Genomic DNA, 23507 nt, shown 5'->3' with positions numbered 1-23507 from the left:
TCCCGCCCCGTGCCCGAGGCACCGGCCGCCACCGTCCGGACCACCGGCCTGCACGTCCGGCACCGCAGAACCGTCGCCCTGGACTCGGTGGACCTGGACTTCGGCCCCGGCGTGCACGGTCTGCTCGGCCCGAACGGTGCCGGCAAGACCTCGCTGATCCGCGTCCTCGCCACGGTCGCCGAACCGTCCGGCGGCCGGGTGGAGATCCTCGGCCACGACACCCGCGACCACCGGCGGCGCGGCGAGGTCCGCCGCCACCTGGGCTATCTGCCGCAGGACTTCGGCTACTACCCGGGTTTCACTGTGCGGGAGTTCGTCGCCTACGTGGCCTGGCTGAAGGAGATGCCCGCGGACCGCGTCCCGGCCGCCGTCGAGCGGGCCGTCGCCCGCGTCGGCCTGGCCGACCGCATCGACGCGAAGGTGCGCAGGCTGTCCGGCGGCATGATCCGCCGCGTCGGCATCGCGCAGGCCGTCGTGAACGATCCCCGGGTGCTGCTCCTCGACGAGCCGACCGCCGGCCTGGACCCGGAACAGCGGGTGGAGTTCCGCGAGCTGCTGCGCGAACTGGGCGCCTCGTCCACCGTCATCGTCTCCACGCACCTGGTGGAGGACGTGGCGGCGGCCTGCACGGAGGTCACCCTCGTCGACGCGGGCCGGGTCGCCTACCGCGGGACGCCCCCGGCGCTCGCCGCTCTCGGCGAGTCGGCGGGCGGCCCCGGCGACCACCCGATCGAGCGCGGCTACACGGCGGCGCTGCGGGCGCACCGTGCGCCACAGGCGCGGACGGGCCGGCCGTCGGCTTCCGAAGGGACGGCCCGATGACCCTCCTGACGGAACGGGCGCCCGGGAAGCGCGGTGCGCCGTCGCGCCCGCCCCGCGCCCGGCACCCCCTGCGGGCGGAGGCCGTGCGCGGTTTCGCCCCCTGGGCCGGGGCGGCGATGGCGCTCACGCTCGGGGTGGCGCTGGCGGCCGGATCGGAGCGGTGGCAGGGGGGCTGGGCGGAGACCCGTGACCAGGTGCACACGGCGGCGATGCTCCTCGGTGTCCCGCTGGCCCTGGCGGCCGGCTGCTGGCAGGGCGGCCGGGAGCGCAGGCGCGGGACGGGGGAGCTGCTGGCGACGGCCGTGCGCGGCCGGACGGCGGCGTTCCTCGCGTCGGCCCTGCCGGTCGCGCTGTGGCTGGTCGCCGGGTACGCCGTCGCGACGGCGCTCGCGCTGCTCGCCACCTGGTACTGCGCCATGGGCGACCGGCCCCACCTGGGCACACCGCTCGCGGACGCCGCCGTCCTGGCGTGCGCCGCGCTGACCGGGCAGGTCGTGGGCCGTGTGGTGGCCTGGCGGCTGACGGCGCCGCTGCTGGCGGCGGCCGGGTACGTCGTGCTCGGCGTCGTCGGGTACGACCACCACGGCTCCGTCCGTCACCTGTCGCCCTTCGTCGACACCTCGTCCACCTCGGTACCGGTGTGGTGGCAGCCCCTGGTGACGGTGGCGTGGACGGGCGGGCTCACGGCTGCCGCGGTCCTCGCGTACACCGCGCGCCGCCGCGCCCTCGCCCTGCTGCCGCTGGTGGCCGCGGCCGCCGCCGGGACGCTGCTCGTCCAGACCGGCGACGGCCTGTGGCACACCGATCCGCTCGCCCGGCGTCAGGTGTGCGACACCTCCACCACCCCGCAGATCTGCGTGAACGCCCGCTACGAGAAGCTGCTCCCCCGGATCACCGGGGCCCTGTCCGGGATGACGAGCCGTCTGGAGGGTGTGGAGAACCTGCCGGTGCGCTTCGAGGACCGGCCGGGACGGCCGGGACCGGACGAGGTGGAACTGCCGATGATCACACCGATCGGCTGGTCCGTCGTACGGGGGCGGCTCACGGATCCCGAGGAGTACGCGTGGGCTGCGGGGATGACACTGCAGGGCCGCGGGGACTGCGACGAGGTGGCGCCGCGGGTGGCCGCCGCGGACGACGCCGTCGAGTACTACCTGGCTCCCAGCCCGCTGCGGCGGCGGTTCGACGAGCAGTACGCGCGGGGCAGCGCCGCCGAGCGCGCCGAGCTCCGGGAACGGCTCGCGGCACGCGAGCGGCTGGTGTCGATGGGCGAGGAGGAGCGCCGCGCGTGGCTGTCGGCGTACTTCGCGACGCGGGGCGAGTGCGACGCGAAGGGGGTGCCGGCACTGTGACGCACGGCTTCCTGCTGTACGCCCGCGCGCGCACCGTTCCGCGCACCGTGCTGGTGCTCGTCGCGACCGCCGCCCTCGCCGTCCTGGGCGCCCGGAACCTGAACGCGTATCTGGACCCGTCCCGGCAGGTCCCGGTCGTCGCGCTGGCGCCGCTGTTCGCGGCGGCGGTGATCGGCACCGGTCTGCACAGCGCGTCCGACGAGCTGGACCGCACCGCGGTGCGCCCCTGGTGGCGCCGGCGCCTGGCCCATCTACTGGCGCTGACCGGCTGCGCCGCGCTGCTGCTGGCGGCGACCGTGTACGGGCATCCTTCCCCGTTCGGCCCCGCGGCCATGATCCGCAACACCCTGGGGTGCGCGGGCCTCGCCGCGGGCGCGGCCGCCCTGCTGGGGGCCCGGCTGAGCTGGCTGCCGGTCTTCGGTTACGTCAGTGCCGTGTACGTGGGGTCGGCGAACGCGCGCGGTCCTCTGGTCCCGGTGTGGGCGTGGCCGGTGCAGCCGGCCGGGCAGCACCTCGCCTGGGTGACCGCCGCCGTACTCCTGGTGGCGGGCGCGGCGCTGTACGCCGTACGCGGGGCGCGGCCCGAGGGACGGCGCGACTGACGAGCCGCGCGGGTGATCGCCACGGTCCCGGGGGAACGGGGGTTCCCCGGGACCGGGCCGGCGCGTCGCCCTGAGCGGTCGGAGGCGTGTGTCCTTTTGAAAAGCGAGAGCATTTCGACCTCCGGTGTTCAGAGTCCGCTCATTTGAGTGCGCGAATTACATTCGCCCACCAGATGCTCACGCTTTTCGGCAGAGGAGGTGTCATGAGCTCTCGGGGAATCATGTCCCGCCGAGTGGTCCAGCCGGTCACGTACAGGGAGTACGCAGGTCACCGCCGTACCGGCGCGGCCCGCCGGCCGCCGACGGCACCGACGTCAGACCGGCCGCGCGCGACGCCGGGGCCGTCGTCCCCCAGGGGTGGCCGACGTACGGCTCACCGGAACACGTCGGGCGGGATCGCTCACCCCACGAAGCGGGACACGATCCTCCTCGACACCCCGACAGACCTCCCGTGGGAAGCCGGTCACCACAAAGACCCGCCGACCTGCGGTATTGCCGGACACTCCTCCTGGCGGTACCCGACGGCTCAGCGGAGTCGGCCCTCTCGCCCCGTCGCGGCCCGCCCGGCCCGCTGCCCCGCGAACCACCGCATCCCCCACAGCGACCCCGGCGGCGACCGTGGCACTACGGTCGGCCTCACTACTCCGCGAACCACCGCATCCCCACAGCCTCGCGACGGCAACCATGGCACCACGGTCGGCCTCCCGTCCGCGGTCACCGGTCCCGCGGCTGATACCGGCTCCTCCTCTTCGCTCCCTCAGCGCAGTTCCGTAGCGCGGACCGTCCCCCGAGGCATCACATGACGTCCCTGCCGCACCGAGTCCTCCGAGCGCTCGACCGGTTCAACGCCGCCCATCCCTGGGACCACAACGCCCACTACCACCGGTGGATCCTGCGGCAACTCCCCCGTAGGTTCGGCCGTGCACTGGACGTCGGCTCCGGCAGCGGCGACCTGGCCCGGCTCCTCGCCACACGCGCCGACGAGGTCCGGGGCGTCGACTCCGACCCGGTGATCACGTCACGGGCGCGTGCGCTGACGCCTGAGGCAGCGCCGGTGTCCTTCGCGGTCGCGGACGCCCTGACGGGGCTCCCCGCCGGACCTCACGACGTCATCACCTGCGTCGCCACCCTCCACCATCTGCCGTTCACCGAGGCCCTCACCTCCTTCCGGCGGCACCTGGCTCCCGGCGGCACTCTGGTCGTCGTGGGTCTCTTCCGGCCGCAGACCGCCACGGACCATCTGCTCGGCGCAGCCGCCATCCCGCTGAACGCCGCCACCGGGTGGCTCAAGAACAAGGGCCGCGGAGCGCACCGGCCCGTCTCGATGAGCGCGCGGACCCGGCCGGCCGACATGACCTTCTCCGACATCGCCGGTGAGGCCCGCAAGGTGCTGCCCGGCGCCCGGCTGCGCCGCCGGCTCTTCTGGCGCTACACGCTCTCGTGGCGTCACCCCTGAGCGGGCAGCCGCCCCAGCGCCCCCGCGAACCGCGCCCAGGCCTGCGGCGCGAGGCGGACTATCGGGCCGTCGGCGGAGTCCTTGGAGTCGCGGACGGCGACGGTTTCGGGGACGTTGAGGGCCACCTCGACGCATTCGCCGGAGGTATTGCTGTAGCTGGACTTCACGAAGACGAACTCGGACACCGGTCAAATCTCCTGTCGAATAGCCTCGATGAGTTGGACGGAGTCACGCTGAGCAAGGCTCCGTCGTGCCGTGCGGTCGAAGAGGTCGCCGTAGGCGCTGCTCGTCACTTCGTTCTCCACCCACACGCTGGACGCGATGGTGTCGGCCTGGACCACGTCCACCGCCTCGTCCTCGTTGAACGACAAGATGGTGAACGGGCCCGTGACGCACGGGTGCCCGCCGGCGTGGAACGGCAGAACCTGGAGGCGTACGTTCTCCAGTCCGGCGATCTCCAGAAGTCGTTCCAACTGCCCGCGCATGGTCACAGAACCGCCGATCAACTGCCGCAACGCCGCCTCCCAGACGACGGCATACACCTTGAGCGGACGCTCCCCCGTCAGACGATCCTGCCGACGCATCCGGATGTCGACGACCCGCTCGATCTCCGCAGGGTCCTCCCAAGGACCGACACCCTCACTGACCGCCAGTGCTCGTGCGTACTCCGGAGTCTGGAACAGGCCCGGCACCAGCGAGAGCTGCCATGTACGCACACGACTGGCCGCGTCCTCCATGGCGATGTACTCGGTCAGCGCGCCAGGATGGGGTGAGTCCTGCCACCATCCCTTCGCCTTGCGCCTCTCACGGTCGAGCCTGGCCAGTTCCAGCAACTGGGTCACGGCTTTCCCATCCACCAGACCGTAGAACTCGCACAGCGCACGGATGTCCGGATCGCGCATCGGCACCCAGCCGCGCTCCATCTTGACGATCTTCGAGTTGGTCGCGCTGATGACCTCGGCGGCTTGTTGTTGCGTCTTGGCCGCGGCGTCCCTCAAGCGCAGGAGTTCACCACCGAGCCTGCGCCCGAGCACAGTTGACGTCCGGTTCCCGAGTTGTGTGGTTCGAGTCACCCCCACATGGTGCCGGACTCGACACACAGCGATACCACGGAGACAAATGTCTCCGATCCAGTTGCACCGAGCGCAATCCGGCCGCTACTTTCAGTGCCCAGCCGCTCACTCTGCGGTCCGCGCTCGGCGGAAGTGCACCGTCCTGTCTCCGCACAGGCACGGCAGAGACACCGCCGCCCCCCACTCGGAGGCATCCCCCATGGCAGAACCCGCGTCCTCGCCCGTACCGCTCCTCCACGAGGACCTGCTCGACTACACCCCCACCCAGCGCAGCATCCCCCTCGCCCGGCGGCGGGCCGCGCGGCTCGTCGCCGAGTGGGGGCAGCAGGGAATCGCAGGCGACGTCGCCCTCGTCGTGTCGGAGCTGATGACCAACGCCCTGCTGCACGGCAGCGTCCGGGGACGGCTCATCCGCGTACACGTCACCCTCGGTCACCGCATCCTGCGGGTCGAGGTGAGCGACCCGCGCGGTGAGCTGCCGCCGAGGCCGCGCCCGGCCGGGGACGGGGGCGCCGATCAGTTCGGACGGGGGCTTCTCCTGGTCGGGGCGGTCGCCGCGCGGTGGGGCTGGGAGCCGCGGACCGTCGGCAAGACCGTGTACGCCGAGTGGGACCTCCCCGGCCGGACACCGCCCACGCCGGATCCCGTGACCGCCGGTCCGTCCCCCGTGCATGCCGCCGGGGCAGCGGAAGGCGCGCCCGCGCTCCAGGATCCGCCGGAGACGGCGTGAACACGCGATGCCGACGTGTTCGCGCCTCCGCGGGGCACCCGGAGCGGAGCCCTCACCGCACGATGGCCCGGACCGGCGGCGTCAGGCGGAGATGCCGTCGATCCGGGCCAGCGCGTCGTCCGCGCCGTACGGCTGCAGGTAGGGCAGCCAGCGCGGGTCCCTGTGGCCGGTACCGATGATGCGCCAGGCCAGACCGGTGGGCGGGGCGGGCTTGTGGCGCAGGCGCCAGCCCAGCTCGATCAGGTGGCGGTCGGCCTTCACGTGGTTGCAGCGGCGGCAGGACGCCACCACGTTGTCCCAGACGTGCTTGCCCCCGCGGCTGCGCGGGACGACGTGGTCGACGCTGGTCGCGACGCCACCGCAGTACATGCACCGGCCCCCGTCACGGGCGAACAGCGCCCGGCGGGTGAGCGGAACGGGCCCCCGGTAGGGAACCCGCACGAAACGCTTGAGCCGGACCACGCTGGGTGCGGGGACGGTGATGGTCGCGCTGTGCAGGTGGGCGCCGGTCTCCTCGAGGCAGACTGCCTTGTTCTCGAGGACGAGCACGAGCGCGCGGCGGAGCGGTACGACGCCGAGCGGCTCGTACGACGCGTTGAGGACCAGGGCATGCGGCACGGACGGCCTCCTTGTACGCCGGCGGCGCGTGGCTCGCGCCGGGACGATCCGTAGTCAGTCTCCCCTCATGCCTGGTGGACGCGCCACCATGTCCCGGTAACGGGCTGGGAGTGTTTTCGACCACATCCCGATTCATCCCCAGGATCATGGCCTGTTCAAGCGCGGGTGAGGACGGTCTCTTCTTCACACATGGGGCCGATCCCCGCACAATGCCCCGTTAGTGTGGTGGTTCTGCCCGTCCGGTGACCCGATCGTGACCTTGAAGACCTTGACCGCCGCATCGGGGGCAGACATGCACCTGGAGGTACCTGCCGTGTCCTTGTCCGCCGTCCTGTCGGCCGCCGACCCGTCGCCGACGCCCTCGGAGTCCGGGACACCGCGGGTGCCCTCGCTCCAGGACGCCCAGGAGAGTGCCACGAACGCCGCCGGCTGGGTCGAGGAGAACTGGTCGACGTGGCTCGCGATCGGGCTCAGGGTCCTGCTGATCCTGGTGATCGCGACGGTGCTGAGAGTCGTGGTGCGGCGGGCGATCACCAAGCTGGTCGACCGGATGTCCCGGACCGGCCAGGCGGTGGACGGCACCGCGCTCGGCGGTCTGCTGGTCAACGCCGAACGGCGCCGGCAGCGCTCGCAGGCGATCGGCTCGGTGCTGCGCTCGGTGGCGTCGTTCCTGATCATGGGCACGGCCGCGCTGATGGTCCTCGGCACCTTCCAGATCAACCTGGCCCCGCTGCTGGCCTCGGCCGGTGTCGCGGGTGTGGCGATCGGTTTCGGCGCGCGCAACCTGGTGACGGACTTCCTCTCCGGCGTCTTCATGATCCTGGAGGACCAGTACGGCGTCGGGGACACCATCGACGCGGGGGTGGCGTCCGGTGAGGTGATCGAGGTCGGGCTGCGGGTGACCAAGCTGCGCGGTGACAACGGCGAGATCTGGTACGTCCGCAATGGCGAGGTCAAGCGCATAGGCAACCTCTCCCAGGGCTGGGCGACCGCGGGTGTCGACGTCACGGTCCGTTCCGACGAGGACCTGGACCGGGTGAAGGCCACGCTGAGCGAGGTCGCCGAGAAGATGGGCAAGGAGGAGCCCTGGAACGAGCTCCTGTGGAGCCCGATCGAGGTGCTCGGCCTGGACTCGGTGCTGCTGGACTCGATGGTGGTCCGCCTCTCCGCGAAGACCATGCCCGGCAAGTCCCTGACCGTGGAGCGGGAGCTGCGCTGGCGCGTCAAGCGGGCCTTCGACGCGCGGGGCATCCGTATCGTCGGCGGCGCCACGGCCACGGAGGACGTGGAGACCGCCGACCCGACGGCGGGCATGGCGCCCCCGTCGGTCTACGCCAGCACGGTCTCCCCGCAGTCGGTGGCCGCGTCCCCGCTGCCCCCGCCGAGCACCATGAAGTGACCGCCGGCCCCGAAGGGCGGCGCCCGGGACTCCCCGGGTGCCGCCCTTCGCCGTACCGCTCCTGACACTCCCCGCGCGGGAACCGAACTGATTTCCCGGGCGTGTTCGTGGGCAGGGTGGGGGCGGGGTTCTCGGCGGTCGCGCCGCGATCGGATCAAGATCGTGCCAAGGCCGGTGCACATGTCGGTCGCGGCGGCGATACTTGCCGCGAGGGATGACCATGGGGGAGGTCACATGACACACACGCCGAACGGCGCGGCGCCGCCCGGCGCCACCACGCCCGTGTCCGCGTCCGTGCCCGTGCCCACGCTGCCCGCGGTGCCGCCCCAGCCCACCCCCACTCCCGCCCCGCCACCGCAGGAGGCCCGCCGTACCGCCTTCGCCGAGGGCGTCGACCGCCTCCGCAGGGCCGCCACCACCGAGCCCGGCCGTCTCCGTATCATCGGCGCGCTCCTCGCCGCCCTGGTCGTCGCCTTCGGCGCGGTGACCGCCTGGCAGATGACCGACCGGGCCGCGGCCGCCGACGACGTCCTCACCAGCAGCCAGCCCCTCAGCTCGGACGCCGCCGACATCTACCGCTCCCTCGCCGACGCCAACACCGCCGCGTCCAGCGGCTTCCTGGCCGGCGGTCAGGAGACCGCCGCCTCCAGGGACCGCTACGAGAACGGCATCCGCACGGCCGCCGCGAAGCTCGTCAACGCCGCGGCCAACTCGGAACCCGGCTCCCCCTCGGCCAGGACCGTCACCGAGCTCAACCGCCTGCTCCCCGAGTACAAGGGCCTGGTCGAACGCGCCCGCACCTACAACCGCCAGGGCTTCCCCGTCGGCGGCGCCTACCTGCGGTACGCGAACGAGAAGATGCAGAAGGAGATGCTCCCGGCGGCGGAGGACCTCTACACCAAGGAGAACCAGCGCCTCCGCGACGACTACGCGGACGCGACCCCCTACCCCTGGCCCGCCATCGCCCTCGGCGTCGTCACCCTGGCCGCCCTCGCCTGGGCCATGCGCCGTAACTACCTGCGCACCAACAGGGTCCTCAACCACGGCCTGGTGGCGGCGACGGCGGCGGCCGCGGTCGTCCTCATCTGGCTGACGGCCGGTCACACCCTCGCCCGCTCGGGCCTGAACGACTCCTACGACCACGGCGTCCGCTCGCTCAACGTGCTGCACGACGCCCGGATCGCCTCCCTGAAGGCGAGGGGCAACGAGAACCTGACCCTGGTGGCCCGGGGCGCCGAGACGACGAAGGTCGGCGACGAGACGTTCGACGCCTACGACCACGACTTCGGCCGCGACATGGACACCCTCGCCAAGGGCCTGGCACAGGCGCGGCGCCTCGCGGACGACGCCGGCGGCGAGCGGCCGGTCGACTCGGCGGTGGGCAGCATGACGGAGTGGAGGAAGCGCCACGCGGCGGCCCGTGAGCGGGACGAGAACGGCGACTACCAGCAGGCGCTGGACATGGTGATCGGCGCGAAGGGCGCGACCGGCGAGTGCTTCGACAACGTCGACAAGAACCTGGCCACGGCGCTCGCGCACGAGGAGAACGAGTTCGAGCGGGCGGCCGGCGACGGCCGGGACGCGCTGACGGGCCTGCCGGCCGGCGCGGCCGTCCTCGCCCTCCTGGGCGCGGCCGGCGCGGTGCTGGGCATCGGCCGCAGGCTGTCGGAGTACCGATGAACGGACGCGTGGACGCACCGGAGGGGGCCATGACGACGATCGCACGACACCTGCGGGCCCGCCTGAAGGGCTGGGGCGGAGTGGGCGCGATGGCGACCGCCTGCGCCCTGGCCCTGGTCTTCGCGCTGGTACTGGCCTGCACCGGCAGCCCCTCGGGGACCACCGGCCGGACCGTGTCCCACGCCGCGCGGGCCCAGGCGGACGAGGACTGCACGGCCCCGGAGAAGCAGACCCTCTCCCCCTCCGGCGCCGACGGCCCCACCATCGAGGCGATCAAGAACCGGCGGGGGGAGAAGCGCAAGCTGATCGTGGGGGTCGACCAGAACAGCTACCGCTGGGGCTACCGCGACCCCAACAGCGGCGAGAGCGGCACCCTGGAGGGCTTCGACATCGACCTGGCGCACCGTATCGCCGAGGACATACTCGGCGACCGGGACGCGGTCCAGTTCAAGGCGATCCCGACCGACCAGCGCATCCCGGCGATCCAGGACGGCCGCGTCGACATGGTCGTCCGTACGATGACGATCAACTGCGCCCGTATCGAGGACGTGGCGTTCTCCGCACCGTACTTCAGGACCGGCCAGCAGGTCCTGGCCCCGAGGTCCTCACCGATCACGGGGTACGACGAGACGCTCGCGGACCAGGAGATCTGCACGGCGACGGGCTCGACCGCGTACACGAAGCTGGAGACGGACAAGGAGGCGGGCGACCTGCCGACGTCCACCGACATCCGCACCACCGTCCCCAACCAGCTCGACTGCCTGGTGCGGCTACAGCTCGGCGAGGTCGACGCCGTGGTCACCGACGGCGCGCTCGCGGCCAGCCAGGCCGCGCAGGACCCGACGGTCCAGCTCAAGGGGGAGGCCTTCACGACCGAGTACTACGGCGTGGCGATGAAGAAGGAGGCGGACGACCTGGTGCGCCGGGTCAACCGGATCCTGGTGGACTTCCGCGAGGACACCACGGACGGCTGGCAGGACGCGTACACCGAGTGGCTGTCGGCCACCCTGGGCGACGACTCCTCCGGGTCGAGGCCCCCGGCCCCGGAGTACCTGCGCGAGAACTGACCCCGAGCGGCCCCGGACCGACGCCCCCGGCCGGACACACCCCAACCGTCAACAACCCCCCAGCGAGAGGTGACCGATGGCCGACACGGATCCCACCGGGCCGGTGATGGACCGGGACGAGGTGGACCGTGCGCTGGCGCGGCTCGGCGCGGAGCACGAGGCGATCGAGACCTCGCTCCTCGCCCTGCAGGACCACGCGGGCCGAAGACTCCTGGAGGGCGCGCGGCTCACCGGCATCACCGAGGAGCGCTGGACGGCCACGGAGGCGTCGATCACGCTGCTGTGGACGTACTTCGACGCGTACACGGACGCGCTGCGCACGGCCCGGACCATCCGCTCCCGCCGCCGCTGGTCCAGCCATGAGGACCTGGTGGAGCTGACGGAGCTGCTGCGCGGCGACGCGGTGACCGTGGCCGGGGGTGCGGCGGCGACCGCGGGCGCGCCGACGCTCCACGCCGCCTCCGGGAAGCTCAGCGAGCGGTACTCGCTGGCCGCCCTCGTCGACCGCATGAACGAGCTGTACGCGACCTCGCTGGACGTGGTCGTCGCCGCCGACGCGGTGTGGTCGGCGCTGCCCGCCCGGATCGACCTGCTCGCCGCCGAACTCCAGCGCACCGCCCGGCTCGCGCACTCGGTCGGGGTACGTCCGGGCGAGCATCCGGCGGGCGACGACCTGGAGCGGATCACCCGCACGCTGACGAGGCTGCGCGAGCAGGTGGTGTCCGACCCGCTGGCGTACTGGAAGCGCGCGGAGGGCAGTTCGGCGCCCGGCGGCGGACGGCCCGACACCACGGTCTACGACCGTGAGGCACGCGCGCTGGAGGACGTGCGCCGGGAGATCGACGCGGTGCTGACGGTCCGCCAGGACGCCGAGAAACGGATCGTCAGACTGCGGGACGTGCTGTCCCGCGCCGACCGCACCCTCGCCGAGGCCCGCACCGCGCGCGGCGAGGTGCTGGCGAAGATCGCCGCGACGGAGGTGCCGGTGGTCAGCGGGCCGCCGACCGCGCTGCAGGAGCAGCTGTCGACGGCCGCGGAGTACCGCAGACACGCCCAGTGGCACCGCCTGTCCCCGCTCCTGGAGTCCCTCGAGCAGAAGGCGGAGGACGAACTGCTGCGCGCCCGCGAGTCGTTGACCGCGGTGACGGCACCGCTGGCGGTCCGTGCCGAGCTGCGCGGCCGGCTGGACGCGTACAAGGCGAAGGTGGCCCGGCACGGCCTGGCGGAGGACCCCGAACTGGTGGAGCGGTACGAGAAGGCGCGCCGCATGCTGTGGAGCGCGCCCTGCGATCTGCGCGCCGCCGACCGGGCGGTGCTGCGCTACCAGCAGGCCGCCGCGGAGGTCCTCGGCACGGCGCCCCGGGTACCGGAGCAGGGCGTGCCCGACGACCGGAGGGGGCCCGGCGCATGAGCGACGAGGGGGAGGCCGCGTCATGAGCGAACCGGAGAACCGGGCACCCGGGACCGGGTGCCAGCGCCCCGGGTGCGGGGGCGCGTACGAGGACGTCGGCGGCGGCGAGCTGTACTGCGACACCTGTGGCCTCGCCCCGGTGGTGTCGCCGACCGGCATGGTCGGCTCGGCCCCGACCGGCATCACGGCGGGCGGCCCCGGCTCGCGGGGTTCGGCGGGCAGCGGGCGTTCCAGCGGCCGCAGCGCCCGCAGCGCCCGGACGTCGTCCCAGTCGTCGAAGTCCCGCCGTTCGGTCTCCGGTCGGCTCTCCCGCTCGCTGTCGGGCCGGACCACGGGCCGTTCGGTGTCGGTGCGCAGTTCCGGCGCGGGCGCCGGCTCGTCCGGCCGGGGCCGTCTCGGTGCCGGTCTGGTCGAGGTGCCGCCGATCCCGCGCCCCGATCCGCGTGCGATGGTGCGGGAGAACCCCGAGGTGCCCGAGCGGAAGCGGTTCTGCTCGCGCTCGGACTGCGGGGCGCAGGTGGGCCGGGCCCGCGGCGGCCGGCCGGGGCGCACGGAGGGCTTCTGCACCAAGTGCGGCCACCCGTACTCGTTCGTCCCGAAGCTGCGGGGCGGGGACGTCGTGCACGGCCAGTACGAGGTGGTCGGCTGTCTGGCGCACGGCGGTCTGGGCTGGATCTACCTCGCCGTGGACCGGGCGGTCTCGGACCGCTGGGTGGTGCTGAAGGGCCTGCTGGACACGGGCGACCAGGACGCGATGGCGGCGGCGATCTCCGAGCGGCGCTTCCTCGCGGAGATCGAGCACGCCAACATCGTGCGGATCTACAACTTCGTGGAGCACCTCGACCAGCGCACCGGCTCCCTCGACGGCTACATCGTCATGGAGTACGTCGGCGGCAAGTCGCTGAAGGAGATCGCCAACGGCCGCCGCACCCCGGAGGGCAGGCGCGATCCGCTGCCGGTGGAGCAGGCGTGCGCGTACGGCATCGAGGCCCTGGAGGCACTCGGCCATCTGCACAGCCGGAACCTGCTGTACTGCGACTTCAAGGTCGACAACGCGATCCAGACCGAGGACCAGCTGAAGCTGATCGACATGGGCGCGGTGCGCCGGATGGACGACGAGGAGTCGGCCATCTACGGCACGGTCGGCTACCAGGCGCCCGAGGTCGCCGACGTCGGTCCCTCGGTGGCGTCGGACCTGTACACGGTGGCCCGTACGCTCGCCGTCCTCACGTTCGACTTCCAGGGCTACACGAACGTCTACGTGGACTCGCTGCCCGACCCGGACAACATCGAGGTGTTCCGGCAGTACGAGTCGTTCTACCGCTTCCTGGTCCGCGCCACCGACCCGGACCCGGCCCGCCGGTTCTCCTCCGCGCAGGAGATGGCCGAGCAGCTGACGGGCGTGCTGCGCGAGGTGGTCTCCCTGCAGTCGGGCCGGGCGCGTCCGGCGCTGTCCACGCTCTTCGGCCCGGAACCGCGGGTGACGGACACGGAGTTGTTCCCCGCGCCGGACGGGGACGTCTCCCGGCTGGGCGCCCGCCCGGCCCGTTCCCGCGCGTCCCGTGCGTCCCGTGAGGCCCGTGAGGCCCGTGGGGGCGCACCTCACGCGCTCCCGCCCGCCGCTCTCGTCAAGCCCGTCGACTGCGCCGCCGCCGCGCTCGCCCTGCCCGTGCCGCACGTCCACCCGGCCGACCCCAACGCCGGTTTCCTCACGGGGCTGCTGGCGTCCGCGCCCGGTGAGCTGATCAACGCGCTCGCCGCCGCGCCCGCCCCGTCGACGGAGACCCGGCTGCGTGAGGTGCGCGCCCGGCTGGAGACCGGCGAGTGGCCCGTCGCGCTGGCGGCGCTGAGCGCGCTGGAGGAACAGGACCCCGACGACTGGCGGGTGGTCTGGTACCGGGGGGTGGCCTCGCTGGTCACCGGCGACCACGAGGGTGCCGCGCTCGCCTTCGACGCGGTCTACGACGCGTTCCCCGGCGAGATCGCGCCGAAGCTGGCGCTCGGCGTGTGCGCGGAGGTGCTGGGTCAGCTGGACAACGCCGCCGAGTACTACCGCCTGGTGTGGTCGACCGACCCGAGCCATGTGAGCGCCGCGTTCGGGCTGGCCCGGGTGCGGTGGGCGGCCGGGGACCGCGGCGGTGCCGTGCGGGCGCTGGTGTCGGTGCCGGAGTCCTCCATCCACTACACGGCCGCGCGGGTGGCGTCCGTCCGGGCGCGGTTGCGCGGGCGTACGGCCGCCGCCGGTGACGTACCGTTCCTGGACGACCTGAGTGCCGCCGCCGGGCAGGTCGAGGCCCTGGAGGCGTACGGTCTGGATCCGGCACGGCGCGAGCTGTTGTCGGCCGAAGTCCTCGGTTGCGCGCTGGACTGGGTACTCTCCGGGGGCCAGGGTTCCGCCCCTCCCGCCGCCGGGGGACGGACGCTGCTCGGCAGCGGCCTGGACGAACGGGGCCTCCGTTTCGGCCTGGAGCGTTCGTACCGCACGCTGGCCCGGCTGGCGCGCAGCGGCGAGGAGAGGATCGACCTGGTGGAACGTGCCAATCGTTACCGCCCCCGGACATGGGTGTAGTTGATGTCGCAGATGCCTCAGCAGGCCGCTCTGTCGAAATGCCCGAGCTGCGAGGAACCCCTCGAGTCGGGTGATCGTTTCTGCGGTGCGTGCGGATACGACCTCTCCGTGGTCCCCGCACGGCCGCGGGACGAGCCGGCGGTCGCCGTGAACGGCTCGGTGCCGCCGCAGACTTCGGCGGACCGTGACCGGCCCCGCCCGCCGTCGGCCCCGCCCGCCGCACCGTCCTGGCCCGCCCCGGACGGCCCCGCCGCCCCACCGGCGCCCCTGTCCGCCCCGCCGCCCCCCGCCCCGGGCGCTCCCGTACCGCCGCCCCCGGCGGCGAATGCCCCCGCACCGTCGTCCGGGGTGCGGTTCGACCGGCGTGCGCAGCCGGAGGAGCGGGCCGCGCAGCCCGACGAGTACCCGCTCCAGGCACCGGATCCGCGGGTGGCGGCCGAGCGGGCGGCGCCCGGCGGTGGTGCCGCGGTGTGCGTGGCCTGCCGTACGGGGCGGGTCGACGACGACGGTTACTGCGAGAACTGCGGTCACGCCCAGCCACGCGAACGGGACCACATGGAGCAGGAGAGCGGACCGGTCGGCGCGGTCAGCGACCGCGGCCTGCGTCACCACCGCAACGAGGACGCCTTCGCCGTGAGCACCACGGCGCTGCCCGACGGTTCCCCCGCCTCCGTGGCGATCGTCTGCGACGGCGTCTCCTCCGCGACCCGACCCGACGAGGCGTCACTCGCCGCCTCCCGCGCGGCGAACGAGTCCCTGCTCGCGGCCCTGCCGCGCGGCACGCACCCGCAGCAGGCGATGCACGACGCGATCGTCGCCGCCTCCGAGGCGGTCAACGCCCTGGCCGACGAGCCGGCGGCGGCCCGTGAGCACGCCCCGCACCAGAACGCCCCGGCGTGCACCATCGTCGGCGCGGTGGTGACCTCCGGTCTGCTGGTGGTCGGCTGGGTCGGCGACAGCCGCGTCTACTGGATCCCGGCCGACCGCTCCACCCCGGCGGCCCGGCTCACCGAGGACGACTCGTGGGCCGCGCAGATGGTCGCCGCGGGTCTGATGGGCGAGGCCGAGGCGTACGCCGACCAGCGCGCGCACGCGATCACCGGCTGGCTCGGCGCGGACGCCTACGAACTGGAGCCGCACACCGCCTCGTTCAAGCCGGACCGGCCCGGTGTGGTCGTGGTCTGCACGGACGGCCTGTGGAACTACGCGGAGTCGGCCGACGAGATGGCCCGGGCCGTGCCCGCGGACGCGGCCGTACGACCGCTGCACGCCGCCCGGGTCCTGGTCGGTCACGCCCTCGACGGCGGGGGCCACGACAACGTAACAGTGGCCCTCGTGCCGTTCCCGGCCGTCCCGCAGGGGGCAGGATCGGCCTGAGGCCGCTTGCGGGACGCCTCGCACGGGGAAGCCTCGACGGACCGGAGGGGACCGGTCCGTCATCCGTCGTCGCCCCGCGCCGCCGGGGCAGCCAAGGGGGAGCGAAACAGGCATGGCCAATTTCTCGAAATCGAACGTGCCGCAGTTCTCGGTGGACGTGTACCAGAACGAGTACCTGCCGGAGGGCGGCCGCGAGGTCAACGCCATCGTCACGGTGACCGCGACCGGCGGCGGCACCATCGGCAGCGCGGTGGCGGCACCCCATCTCTACTCGCCCGGCCAGGGACCGTCGGCGGCCGTGGTCCTCATGGTCGACTGCTCGGGCTCGATGGACTACCCGCCGACCAAGATGCGCAACGCCCGCGACGCGACGGCCGCCGCGATCGACGCCCTGCGCGACGGCGTGCGCTTCGCGGTGGTCGGCGGCACGCACGTGGCCAAGGAGGTGTATCCGGGCGCCGGCGGCCTCGCGGTCGCCGACGCCTCCACCCGTGAGCAGGCCAAGCAGGCGCTGCGGAAGCTGAGCGCGGGCGGCGGCACGGCGATCGGCACCTGGCTGCGGCTGGCCGACCGGCTGCTGGCGCCGGCGGACGTGGCGATCCGGCACGGCATCCTGCTCACCGACGGCCGCAACGAGCACGAGTCGGCGGAGGACCTGAAGGCGGCCCTGGACGCCTGCGCCGGACGGTTCACCTGTGACGCCCGCGGTGTGGGCACCGACTGGGAAGTGAAAGAAGTCACAGCCATCGCCTCCGCCCTCCTCGGCACCGCCGACATCGTCGCCGACCCGGCCGGTCTCGCCGCCGACTTCACGCGGATGATGGAGACGGCGATGGGCAAGGAGGTCGCGGACGTCTCGCTGCGGCTGTGGACCCCGGCCGGTGCGACGGTGAGGTTCGTCAAGCAGGTCGCGCCCACGGTCGAGGAGCTGACCGGCCGCCGTACGGAGGCGGGTCCGCGCGCGGGCGACTACCCGCTGGGTTCCTGGGGCGACGAGTCCCGCGACTACCACGTCTGCGTCGAGGTGCCGCCCGCGGGCATCGGGCAGGAGATGCTGGCGGCCCGGCTGTCGCTGGTGATCCCGCAGCCGTCCGACGGCGGTGTGCGCAGCCTCGGTGCGCAGGGTCTGGTCCGGGCCGTGTGGACGGACGACATGGCCGCCTCGACGTCGATCAACCCCCAGGTCGCCCATTACACCGGGCAGGCGGAACTGGCGAAAGTCATCCAACAGGGTCTGGATCTGCGCAAAGAGGGGGATATCGACGGAGCGACGGCCAAACTGGGCAGGGCCGTGCAGCTCGCGAGCGCGTCCGGCAACGCGGATACTGCGAAACTGCTTTCGAAGGTGGTGGACGTGGTCGATGCCGCGACGGGTACTGTGCGACTGAAGGCGAAGGTCGAGGAGGCCGACGAGATGACGCTCGAGACTCGGTCGACAAAGACTGTTCGTGTAAAGAAGTGATCCGTAAGTAGTCGAGCCCGACCCCTCGGGGTGGGAGAAACCGGCCGGAACCGGCCGGACAAGGAGAGGGGGAAGCGCCGACATGCCGACCTGCCCGAACGGACACCAGTCGGGTTCCGACGACTGGTGCGAGGTGTGCGGTCACCGCATGGCGGGTGCCGTGCCCCCACCTCCTCCCCCGCCGCCCGCGCCCGGCGGCGGCTACGGCTTCCCGCCTCCGGGCGGCCCCTCCGGCGGTCCCGGTGGCCCCGGTGGTTTCGACGGTCCCGGCGGCGGCCGGACGGAGCTGTGCCCGCAGTGCCGTACACCGCGTGAGGGCGCGGCGCCGTTCTGCGAGGAGTGCCGGTGGAACTTCCTGACGAACACGGCGACCTCGTACACCCCGGCCGCCCCGCGTCCGCCGGCCCCCGGCCCGGGTCCGGGTCCGGGCGGGCCCTTCCAGCAGCCGCCCGGCGGACCGTCGTACGGCGGCGGTGACGCGTACGACTACCAGAGCTCACGCCCCTCGCAGGTGAACCGCCCCGCCGAACCGATCCCCCCGGGCCCGCCCGGATTCGGCGGCGACCCCTCACGCCCTGTACCGCCCCCTCCGGGCCCGCCCGGAGGGCCTGGTGGGCCTAACGGGCCTGGTGGCCCCGGTGGCTTCGGCGGGCCTGGTGGGCCCAACGGTCCCGGTGGCCCTGGCGGCTTCGGCGGTCCCGACGGACCTGGCGGTCCCGGCAGGCCTGGTGGCCCTGGCGGTTTCGATGGCCCTGGCGGACCCGGCGGACCGAACGGCCCCGGCGGTTTCGGCGGCCCGAACGGGCCGGGCGGCCCCGGTAGGCCGAACGGTCCCGGCGGACCCGGCGGACCGAACGGCCCCGGCGGTTCCGGCGGCCCGAACGGGCCGGGCGGCCCCGGTGGCCCCGGTGGCCCCGGCAGGCCGAACGGCCCCGGCGGGCCTGGTGGGCCTGGTGGGCCTGGTGGGCCTGGTGGGCCTGGTGGGCCGAACGGCCCCGGCGGTTTCGGTGGCCCGAACGGGCCGGGTGGGCCTGGAGGCCCCGGTGGGCCGAACGGCCCCGGTGCTCCGCAGGCGTTCCAGCCCGGGACGTCGGCCCCGCCCGGGTTCCCGCAGGAGACCGGCCGCCCCCAGCAGGGCGGGCCGTCCTTCGGCGGCGGTGACGACGACTGGGTGATCTCCCCGCCGACCGGCGGACCCGGTGGTCCGAACGGTCCCGGCGGACCGAACGGTCCCGGTCAGCGCGGCGGTTACGGCTACCCGCAGCCCGGCGCGACCCAGGCACCGCCCGGCCCCGGCGGCTTCCCGCAGCAGTCCCGTCCCCCGCAGGGCCCGGCGACCTGGACCGCGACCATCGGTCCGGACCGCGAGTACTTCATGGCGATGATGCAGCGCTCCGGCCCCGAGGCCGCGGGCCTGAACCTGCCCGCGTACTCGCCCGAGCAGCAGCGCACGCTCACCGGCAACCAGATCACCATCGGGCGCCGCCGCCACTCCACCGGCGACACCCCCGACATCGATCTGTCGACCCCGCCGGAGGACCCGGGCGTCTCCCACCAGCACGCGGTGCTGGTGCAGCAGCCGGACGGCACATGGGCGGTCGTCGACCAGAACTCGACGAACGGCACGACGGTCAACGGCTCGGACGAACCGATCCAGCCGTTCGTCCCGGTCCCGCTCCAGGACGGCGACCGGGTCCACGTGGGCGCCTGGACGACGATCACCATCCGCCGGGGCTGAACGCGGTCCTGAGGCCCGTCCGGCGGATCACGCCGGGGACACGGGGTCCGGCACGCCCGTCCGCGGCGTGCCGGACCCCGCTCACCCGGGCCGCCACGACAGGGCGGTCCTAGGCCTCGAGTCCTATGCCGGCGCGTCTGAGACCATGGACGGCGTGACAGAGATTCGGCGCGGCACGCTTCAGGAGCAGACCTTCTACGAGCAGGTCGGCGGGGAGGAGACCTTCCGCCGGCTCGTCCACCGTTTCTACCAGGGGGTGGCCGAGGACCCGCTGCTGAAGCCCATGTATCCCGAGGAGGACCTGGGCCCGGCCGAGGAGCGGCTGACGCTGTTCCTCATGCAGTACTGGGGCGGTCCGACCACCTACAGCGAGAACCGCGGCCACCCGCGCCTGCGGATGCGCCACGTCCCGTTCAAGGTCGACCGGGCGGCACACGACGCGTGGCTGAAGCACATGCGCGACGCCGTCGACGAACTGGGCCTGCCCGAGGAACACGAACAGACGCTGTGGAAGTACATGACGTACGCGGCGGCGTCGATGATCAACTCCCCGGACTGACCACACAGCCCCTCCGGCGTTTGAGGAGCGGGGGTTCAGGGGGCGGAGCCCCCTGGGACGATGGGGGTCCCCCCGCTCGAGCGAAGCCGAGAGTGGGGGAGGGAAGGGGCGGCGGGGGCGAAAAACCTCCCCACCCCGATCGCATTCCGGTACCCCGACCCCGATTTCCGATCACGATCCGATCAAACCCACCCCCCGAACGGTTACCTCCGGCCCGCCCCCTCTGACAACATCACCCGGAGGCCGGGGGACGACCACGGGGGGTTGTGGTGACAGCCGCAGGGGGATCGACGAAGCTGGTCCTCGCCCGCGCACAGGCTCACCGGCCGCTCCTCGCCGCCGCCCTGCTCACGGTCCTGCTGACCACGGCGGTCCTGGCGACCCTCACGGCCTACTCCGCCTCGATCGGCGACGCGGCCCTGCGCCGGGCCCTCGGGGACCCGCGCACCACCGCCGACACCGCGCTCACCGTCAGGGCCGACGTCCCCGCCGGCCGTCGCGCCGCGGCCGACGCCACCGTACGCGAGGGTGCCCGGAAGGCCTTCGGCGGACTGCCGGTGACCCTGCGCACCCTGACCCGTTCCGGCCCGTACGCCCTGCCCGGCTCCCTCCGCGCCCCGGGCGGCCGCGCCGGGACGGACGACCCCGGCCTGACGCACTTCGCGGCGCTGGACCGCACCCAGGTGCGGATCACCGAGGGACGGATGCCCCGGGCGGCCGCCGGAACGACGGTCGAGGCCGCCCTGCCGGAGACCGCGGCCCAGGCCCTCTCCCTGGAACCGGGCGCCCGCCTCACCCTGACCGACCGGCTGGGCGGACCGCCGGTGCGGGCGCGGATCACCGGGCTGTACCGGCCGGTGGACACCGCCGCGCCCTACTGGCGGCTGGACGACCTGGAGGGCCGCGGGGTCGTCGAGGTCGACTTCACCACGTACGGCCCGCTGCTCGCCCACCCCTCGGTGCTCACCGGAGACCTGGTCAGCGGCGGCACGACGGGCTGGCTGGCGTCGGCCGACTTCTCGGCGGTGGACACGCGGCGGATCGACGCGCTGCGCGAGACGGTGCGGCACGGCACCGCCGCCCTGTCCGAGGACGAGACGCTGGGCGGCGCCGCGACGGCGACGAGCGCGCTGCCCACCGTGCTGGACCGGGTCGAGCGCTCCCTGCTCGTCTCCCGCTCGACCCTGCTGATCATCGCCCTCCAGCTCGTCCTCCTGGCCGGCTGCGCCCTGCTGCTGGCGGCCAGGCTGCTGAGCGCCGAACGCGCGGCCGAGACCCTGCTGCTGCGGGCCCGCGGCGCCTCCCGCGCCCAGGTGGCCCGGCTCGCCGCCCTGGAGGCGCTGCTGCTGGCCGTGCCCGCGGCGGCCTGTGCCCCGCTGCTCGCGGGACCGCTCACCCGGCTGCTCGCCGGACAGGGCGCGCCGGCCCGGATCGGGCTGCACCTGGACACCTCCGTCGGCACGGTCGCCGGACGCGGCGCGGTGTGGCTGGTGGCGGCGGGCGTGGCGCTGGGCTGCGCGCTGGCCGTCGCGGTCCCGGCGCTCGTCTCCTCCTTCACCGCCGGCCGTGCCAGGCCGCTGCCGGGCGCGGTGCGCGCGGGCGCGGACGTGGGTCTGCTGGTGGTGGCCGGTGTGGCGTACTGGCAGCTGGCCCGCCGGCCCTCCGGTGCCGTCGGCCGCGACCTCGGCGTCGATCCGCTGCTCGTCGTGGCCCCGGCGCTGGCGCTGCTGGCCGGCACGGTGCTGACGTTGCGTCTGCTGCCGCCGGTGGCGCGGCTGGCCGAACGCCGGGCGGCCCGCGGCCGCGGGCTGCCGGGGGCGCTGGCGGGCTGGCAGCTCAGCCGCCGTCCGGCGCGCGGTGCGGGCCCGGTGCTGGTGCTGGTGCTCGCCGTGGCGCTGGGCATGCTGGCGATCGGCCAGGGCTCCTCCTGGGAACGCTCGCAGGACGACCAGGCTGACTTCCGGGCCGGCGCCCCGGTGCGGGTGCTCGCCGCCGGGGAGGCCGGGCTGGGCCGCACCCAGGCGTACGCGGCCGTCCCCGGCGTGACCGCGGCCGCTCCGGCGTACCGTACGCCGGTGACGCTGTCCGGCGACCGGACGGCGACCGTGCTGGCGCTGGACACCGCGGACGCGGCCGGGACCGTCCTCATGCGCCCCGACCTGGCCTCCGGGTCCGGGTCCGGGTCCGGGGGCACGCTCCTCGACGGTCTGGCGCCGAAGGGCGGGACCGCGGGCGTGCGGGTCCCGGCGGACACCGCGCGCCTGACGCTGGCGGCCCGGCTCCGGGGCGCGGCGGCGGGAACGGCGGTCGACGTCAGGGCCACCCTGGAGGACCGTTACGGGACGCCGTACAAGGTCACCTTCGGCCGGCTCCCCGCCGACGGACGCACCCACACGCTCATCCTCGGCCTGTCCGCCGTCGCCGAGGCGCCCCCGGGCGCGCTGACGCTGACCGGGCTGCGGCTCGACCTGGAGCAGCCGGCCGGCCGGGCCGAGGAACACCGCCTCACCGTGGCCTCGCTGACCGCCACGGACACCGGTGGCCGGACCCGGCCGCTGACGCTGCCCGACAGCCCCGCCGGCTGGGCCCTGTCCTCGCGGACCGACGACGGCGACACGGTGTCGTCCCCCGACGCGCGGACCGCCCCGACCCGCCCCCGGCTGACCGCCGTCTCCCCGCCCACCTTCGCCTACGGCACCGGATACGTGCCGCAGGACAGCTCCTGGACGATCCCGTCGCTCACCGTCCTGCTGCGGATAGCGCAGCCCGGGACGCCCGAGGTCGCCGGCGTGGCCACCGACCGCTACCTGGCCTCGACGGGCGCCCGCACCGGGCAGCGCGTGGACGTGACGGTCGACGGCTCCACCGTGCCGGTGCGGATCACCAGGTCGGTGCGGGAGCTGCCGTCCGTACCGTCCGGGGGGACGGGCGACGGCGGGGCCCTGCTGGTGGATCTGCGGTCGGTCAACCGGGTGCTGCAGGCCCGCCGCGGCGAGAGCGTGCCGCCCACCGAGTGGTGGCTGCGGACCGCGCCGGGCGCGTCGGCCGAGGTGGCCTCGGCGCTGCGGGACCGGCCCGACGTCGAGCCGTCCCAGGTGGTGGTGCGGGACGAGATCGCCGGCCGGCTGCGCGACGACCCGTTCGGCGCGGGGTCCGGGGCGGCGTTCGCCGCGGTGGCCTTCGCGGCGGCGGCGCTGGCGGCGGTCGGGTTCGCGGTGAGCGCGGCCGGGGCGCTGCGCGAGCGGTCCGCCGAGTTCGCGGTGCTGCGCGCCCTGGGCGCGTCACGCCGGCGGCTGGCCCGGGTGCTGGTCGTCGAGCACGGGGTGCTGGTCGGTCTGGCGCTGGCGGTGGGGGCGCTGCTCGGCGCGGTGCTGGCCCGGTCCGTGATCCCGTTGATCATGCTGACCTCGGAGGCCTCCCGGCCGGTGCCCGAGGTGCTGGTGGAGCTGCCGGCCGGGCGGGTGGCCGCGCTGCTGGCCGCCGTGGCCGCGGCACCGCTGCTGGTCACGGCCGTCCTGGCGGTGCGCCGTGCGGACCCGGTGACGTCGCTGCGGGAACGGGGAGGTGAGTGAGGTGAGCGTGCGGTCCCCGA

The 23507-nt window shown here is 74.1% G+C and carries 18 protein-coding genes; 15 read left to right on the top strand and 3 right to left on the bottom strand.

Annotation, left to right across the window (positions count from 1 at the left end):
• Nucleotides 1–9: 9 nt before the first annotated feature.
• The 4 genes from IH50_RS0105995 (at nt 10) to IH50_RS0105980 (ending at nt 4232) form a co-directional block, all read left to right on the top strand.
• Nucleotides 10–822 carry an ABC transporter ATP-binding protein gene (locus IH50_RS0105995; RefSeq protein ID WP_037872114.1) on the top strand — a complete coding sequence of 271 codons (813 nt, stop codon included), beginning with the start codon at nt 10–12 and terminating at the stop codon, nt 820–822.
• Nucleotides 819–2174 carry a hypothetical protein gene (locus tag IH50_RS0105990; RefSeq protein ID WP_030858046.1) on the top strand — a complete coding sequence of 452 codons (1356 nt, stop codon included), beginning with the start codon at nt 819–821 and terminating at the stop codon, nt 2172–2174. Before IH50_RS0105995 ends, IH50_RS0105990 begins: the two co-directional genes overlap by 4 nt.
• Nucleotides 2171–2776: a hypothetical protein gene (locus IH50_RS0105985; RefSeq protein ID WP_030858045.1), complete on the top strand. Its 606-nt coding sequence runs from the start codon at nt 2171–2173 to the stop codon at nt 2774–2776. The genes IH50_RS0105990 and IH50_RS0105985 overlap by 4 nt, the downstream gene beginning before the upstream one ends.
• Nucleotides 2777–3575: 799 nt before the next feature.
• Nucleotides 3576–4232 carry a class I SAM-dependent methyltransferase gene (locus IH50_RS0105980; protein ID WP_030858044.1) on the top strand — a complete coding sequence of 219 codons (657 nt, stop codon included), beginning with the start codon at nt 3576–3578 and terminating at the stop codon, nt 4230–4232.
• Here IH50_RS0105980 and IH50_RS0105975 read toward each other — a convergent pair.
• A complete protein-coding gene (locus IH50_RS0105975; protein ID WP_030858043.1) occupies nt 4223–4417 on the bottom strand; it encodes a DUF397 domain-containing protein in 195 nt (64 codons plus the stop codon). The genes IH50_RS0105980 and IH50_RS0105975 overlap by 10 nt on opposite strands.
• Nucleotides 4418–4420: 3 nt before the next feature.
• Complete coding sequence (locus IH50_RS0105970) at nt 4421–5305, bottom strand: DUF5753 domain-containing protein (protein WP_030858041.1); 885 nt, start codon at nt 5303–5305, stop codon at nt 4421–4423.
• A 199-nt stretch (nt 5306–5504) separates the two neighbouring features.
• On the opposite strand from IH50_RS0105970, the gene IH50_RS0105965 reads away from it, so the two are divergent.
• Nucleotides 5505–6035: an ATP-binding protein gene (locus tag IH50_RS0105965; protein ID WP_063759470.1), complete on the top strand. Its 531-nt coding sequence runs from the start codon at nt 5505–5507 to the stop codon at nt 6033–6035.
• 81 nt (nt 6036–6116) lie between these two features.
• On the opposite strand, the gene IH50_RS0105960 is transcribed toward IH50_RS0105965, so the two are convergent.
• Entirely contained in the window at nt 6117–6653 is a 537-nt protein-coding gene (locus tag IH50_RS0105960) for an HNH endonuclease (RefSeq protein ID WP_030858037.1), read from the bottom strand.
• 292 nt (nt 6654–6945) lie between these two features.
• Here IH50_RS0105960 and IH50_RS0105955 point away from each other — a divergent pair, with 292 nt between their 5' ends.
• The 10 genes from IH50_RS0105955 to IH50_RS0105910 all read left to right on the top strand — a co-directional run bounded on the left by IH50_RS0105955 (nt 6946) and on the right by IH50_RS0105910 (nt 23487).
• The gene (locus IH50_RS0105955) at nt 6946–8052 is read left to right on the top strand and encodes a mechanosensitive ion channel family protein (RefSeq protein WP_037872112.1); all 1107 of its coding nucleotides are present in this window, start codon (nt 6946–6948) and stop codon (nt 8050–8052) included.
• 234 nt (nt 8053–8286) lie between these two features.
• Nucleotides 8287–9732 carry a hypothetical protein gene (locus IH50_RS0105950; protein WP_030858033.1) on the top strand — a complete coding sequence of 482 codons (1446 nt, stop codon included), beginning with the start codon at nt 8287–8289 and terminating at the stop codon, nt 9730–9732.
• Nucleotides 9733–9761: 29 nt separating this feature from the next.
• Nucleotides 9762–10799, top strand: a complete 1038-nt coding sequence (locus tag IH50_RS0105945) for a glutamate ABC transporter substrate-binding protein (protein WP_030858031.1) — start codon at nt 9762–9764, stop codon at nt 10797–10799.
• Between the two features lie 76 nt (nt 10800–10875).
• The gene (locus tag IH50_RS0105940; protein ID WP_030858029.1) at nt 10876–12210 is read left to right on the top strand and encodes a hypothetical protein; all 1335 of its coding nucleotides are present in this window, start codon (nt 10876–10878) and stop codon (nt 12208–12210) included.
• A gap of 22 nt (nt 12211–12232) precedes the next feature.
• The gene (locus tag IH50_RS0105935; protein WP_030858027.1) at nt 12233–14779 is read left to right on the top strand and encodes a serine/threonine-protein kinase; all 2547 of its coding nucleotides are present in this window, start codon (nt 12233–12235) and stop codon (nt 14777–14779) included.
• Between the two features lie 3 nt (nt 14780–14782).
• Nucleotides 14783–16156 (top strand): PP2C family serine/threonine-protein phosphatase, encoded by a 1374-nt coding sequence (locus tag IH50_RS0105930; protein WP_030858025.1) that lies wholly within the window; start codon nt 14783–14785, stop codon nt 16154–16156.
• A 112-nt stretch (nt 16157–16268) separates the two neighbouring features.
• A complete protein-coding gene (locus IH50_RS0105925) occupies nt 16269–17618 on the top strand; it encodes a vWA domain-containing protein (RefSeq protein ID WP_030858024.1) in 1350 nt (449 codons plus the stop codon).
• A gap of 82 nt (nt 17619–17700) precedes the next feature.
• Nucleotides 17701–19356 (top strand): FHA domain-containing protein, encoded by a 1656-nt coding sequence (locus IH50_RS39400; protein ID WP_078913874.1) that lies wholly within the window; start codon nt 17701–17703, stop codon nt 19354–19356.
• Nucleotides 19357–19501: 145 nt separating this feature from the next.
• Entirely contained in the window at nt 19502–19915 is a 414-nt protein-coding gene (locus tag IH50_RS0105915) for a globin (protein WP_030858022.1), read from the top strand.
• A gap of 269 nt (nt 19916–20184) precedes the next feature.
• Nucleotides 20185–23487 carry an FtsX-like permease family protein gene (locus tag IH50_RS0105910; protein WP_030858021.1) on the top strand — a complete coding sequence of 1101 codons (3303 nt, stop codon included), beginning with the start codon at nt 20185–20187 and terminating at the stop codon, nt 23485–23487.
• The last annotated feature ends 20 nt before the right edge of the window (nt 23488–23507 follow it).

This window comes from Streptomyces sp. NRRL S-37 (genome assembly GCF_000721605.1).
GTDB lineage: Bacteria > Actinomycetota > Actinomycetes > Streptomycetales > Streptomycetaceae > Streptomyces.
This window is presented reverse-complemented; position numbering and strand designations above follow the sequence as displayed.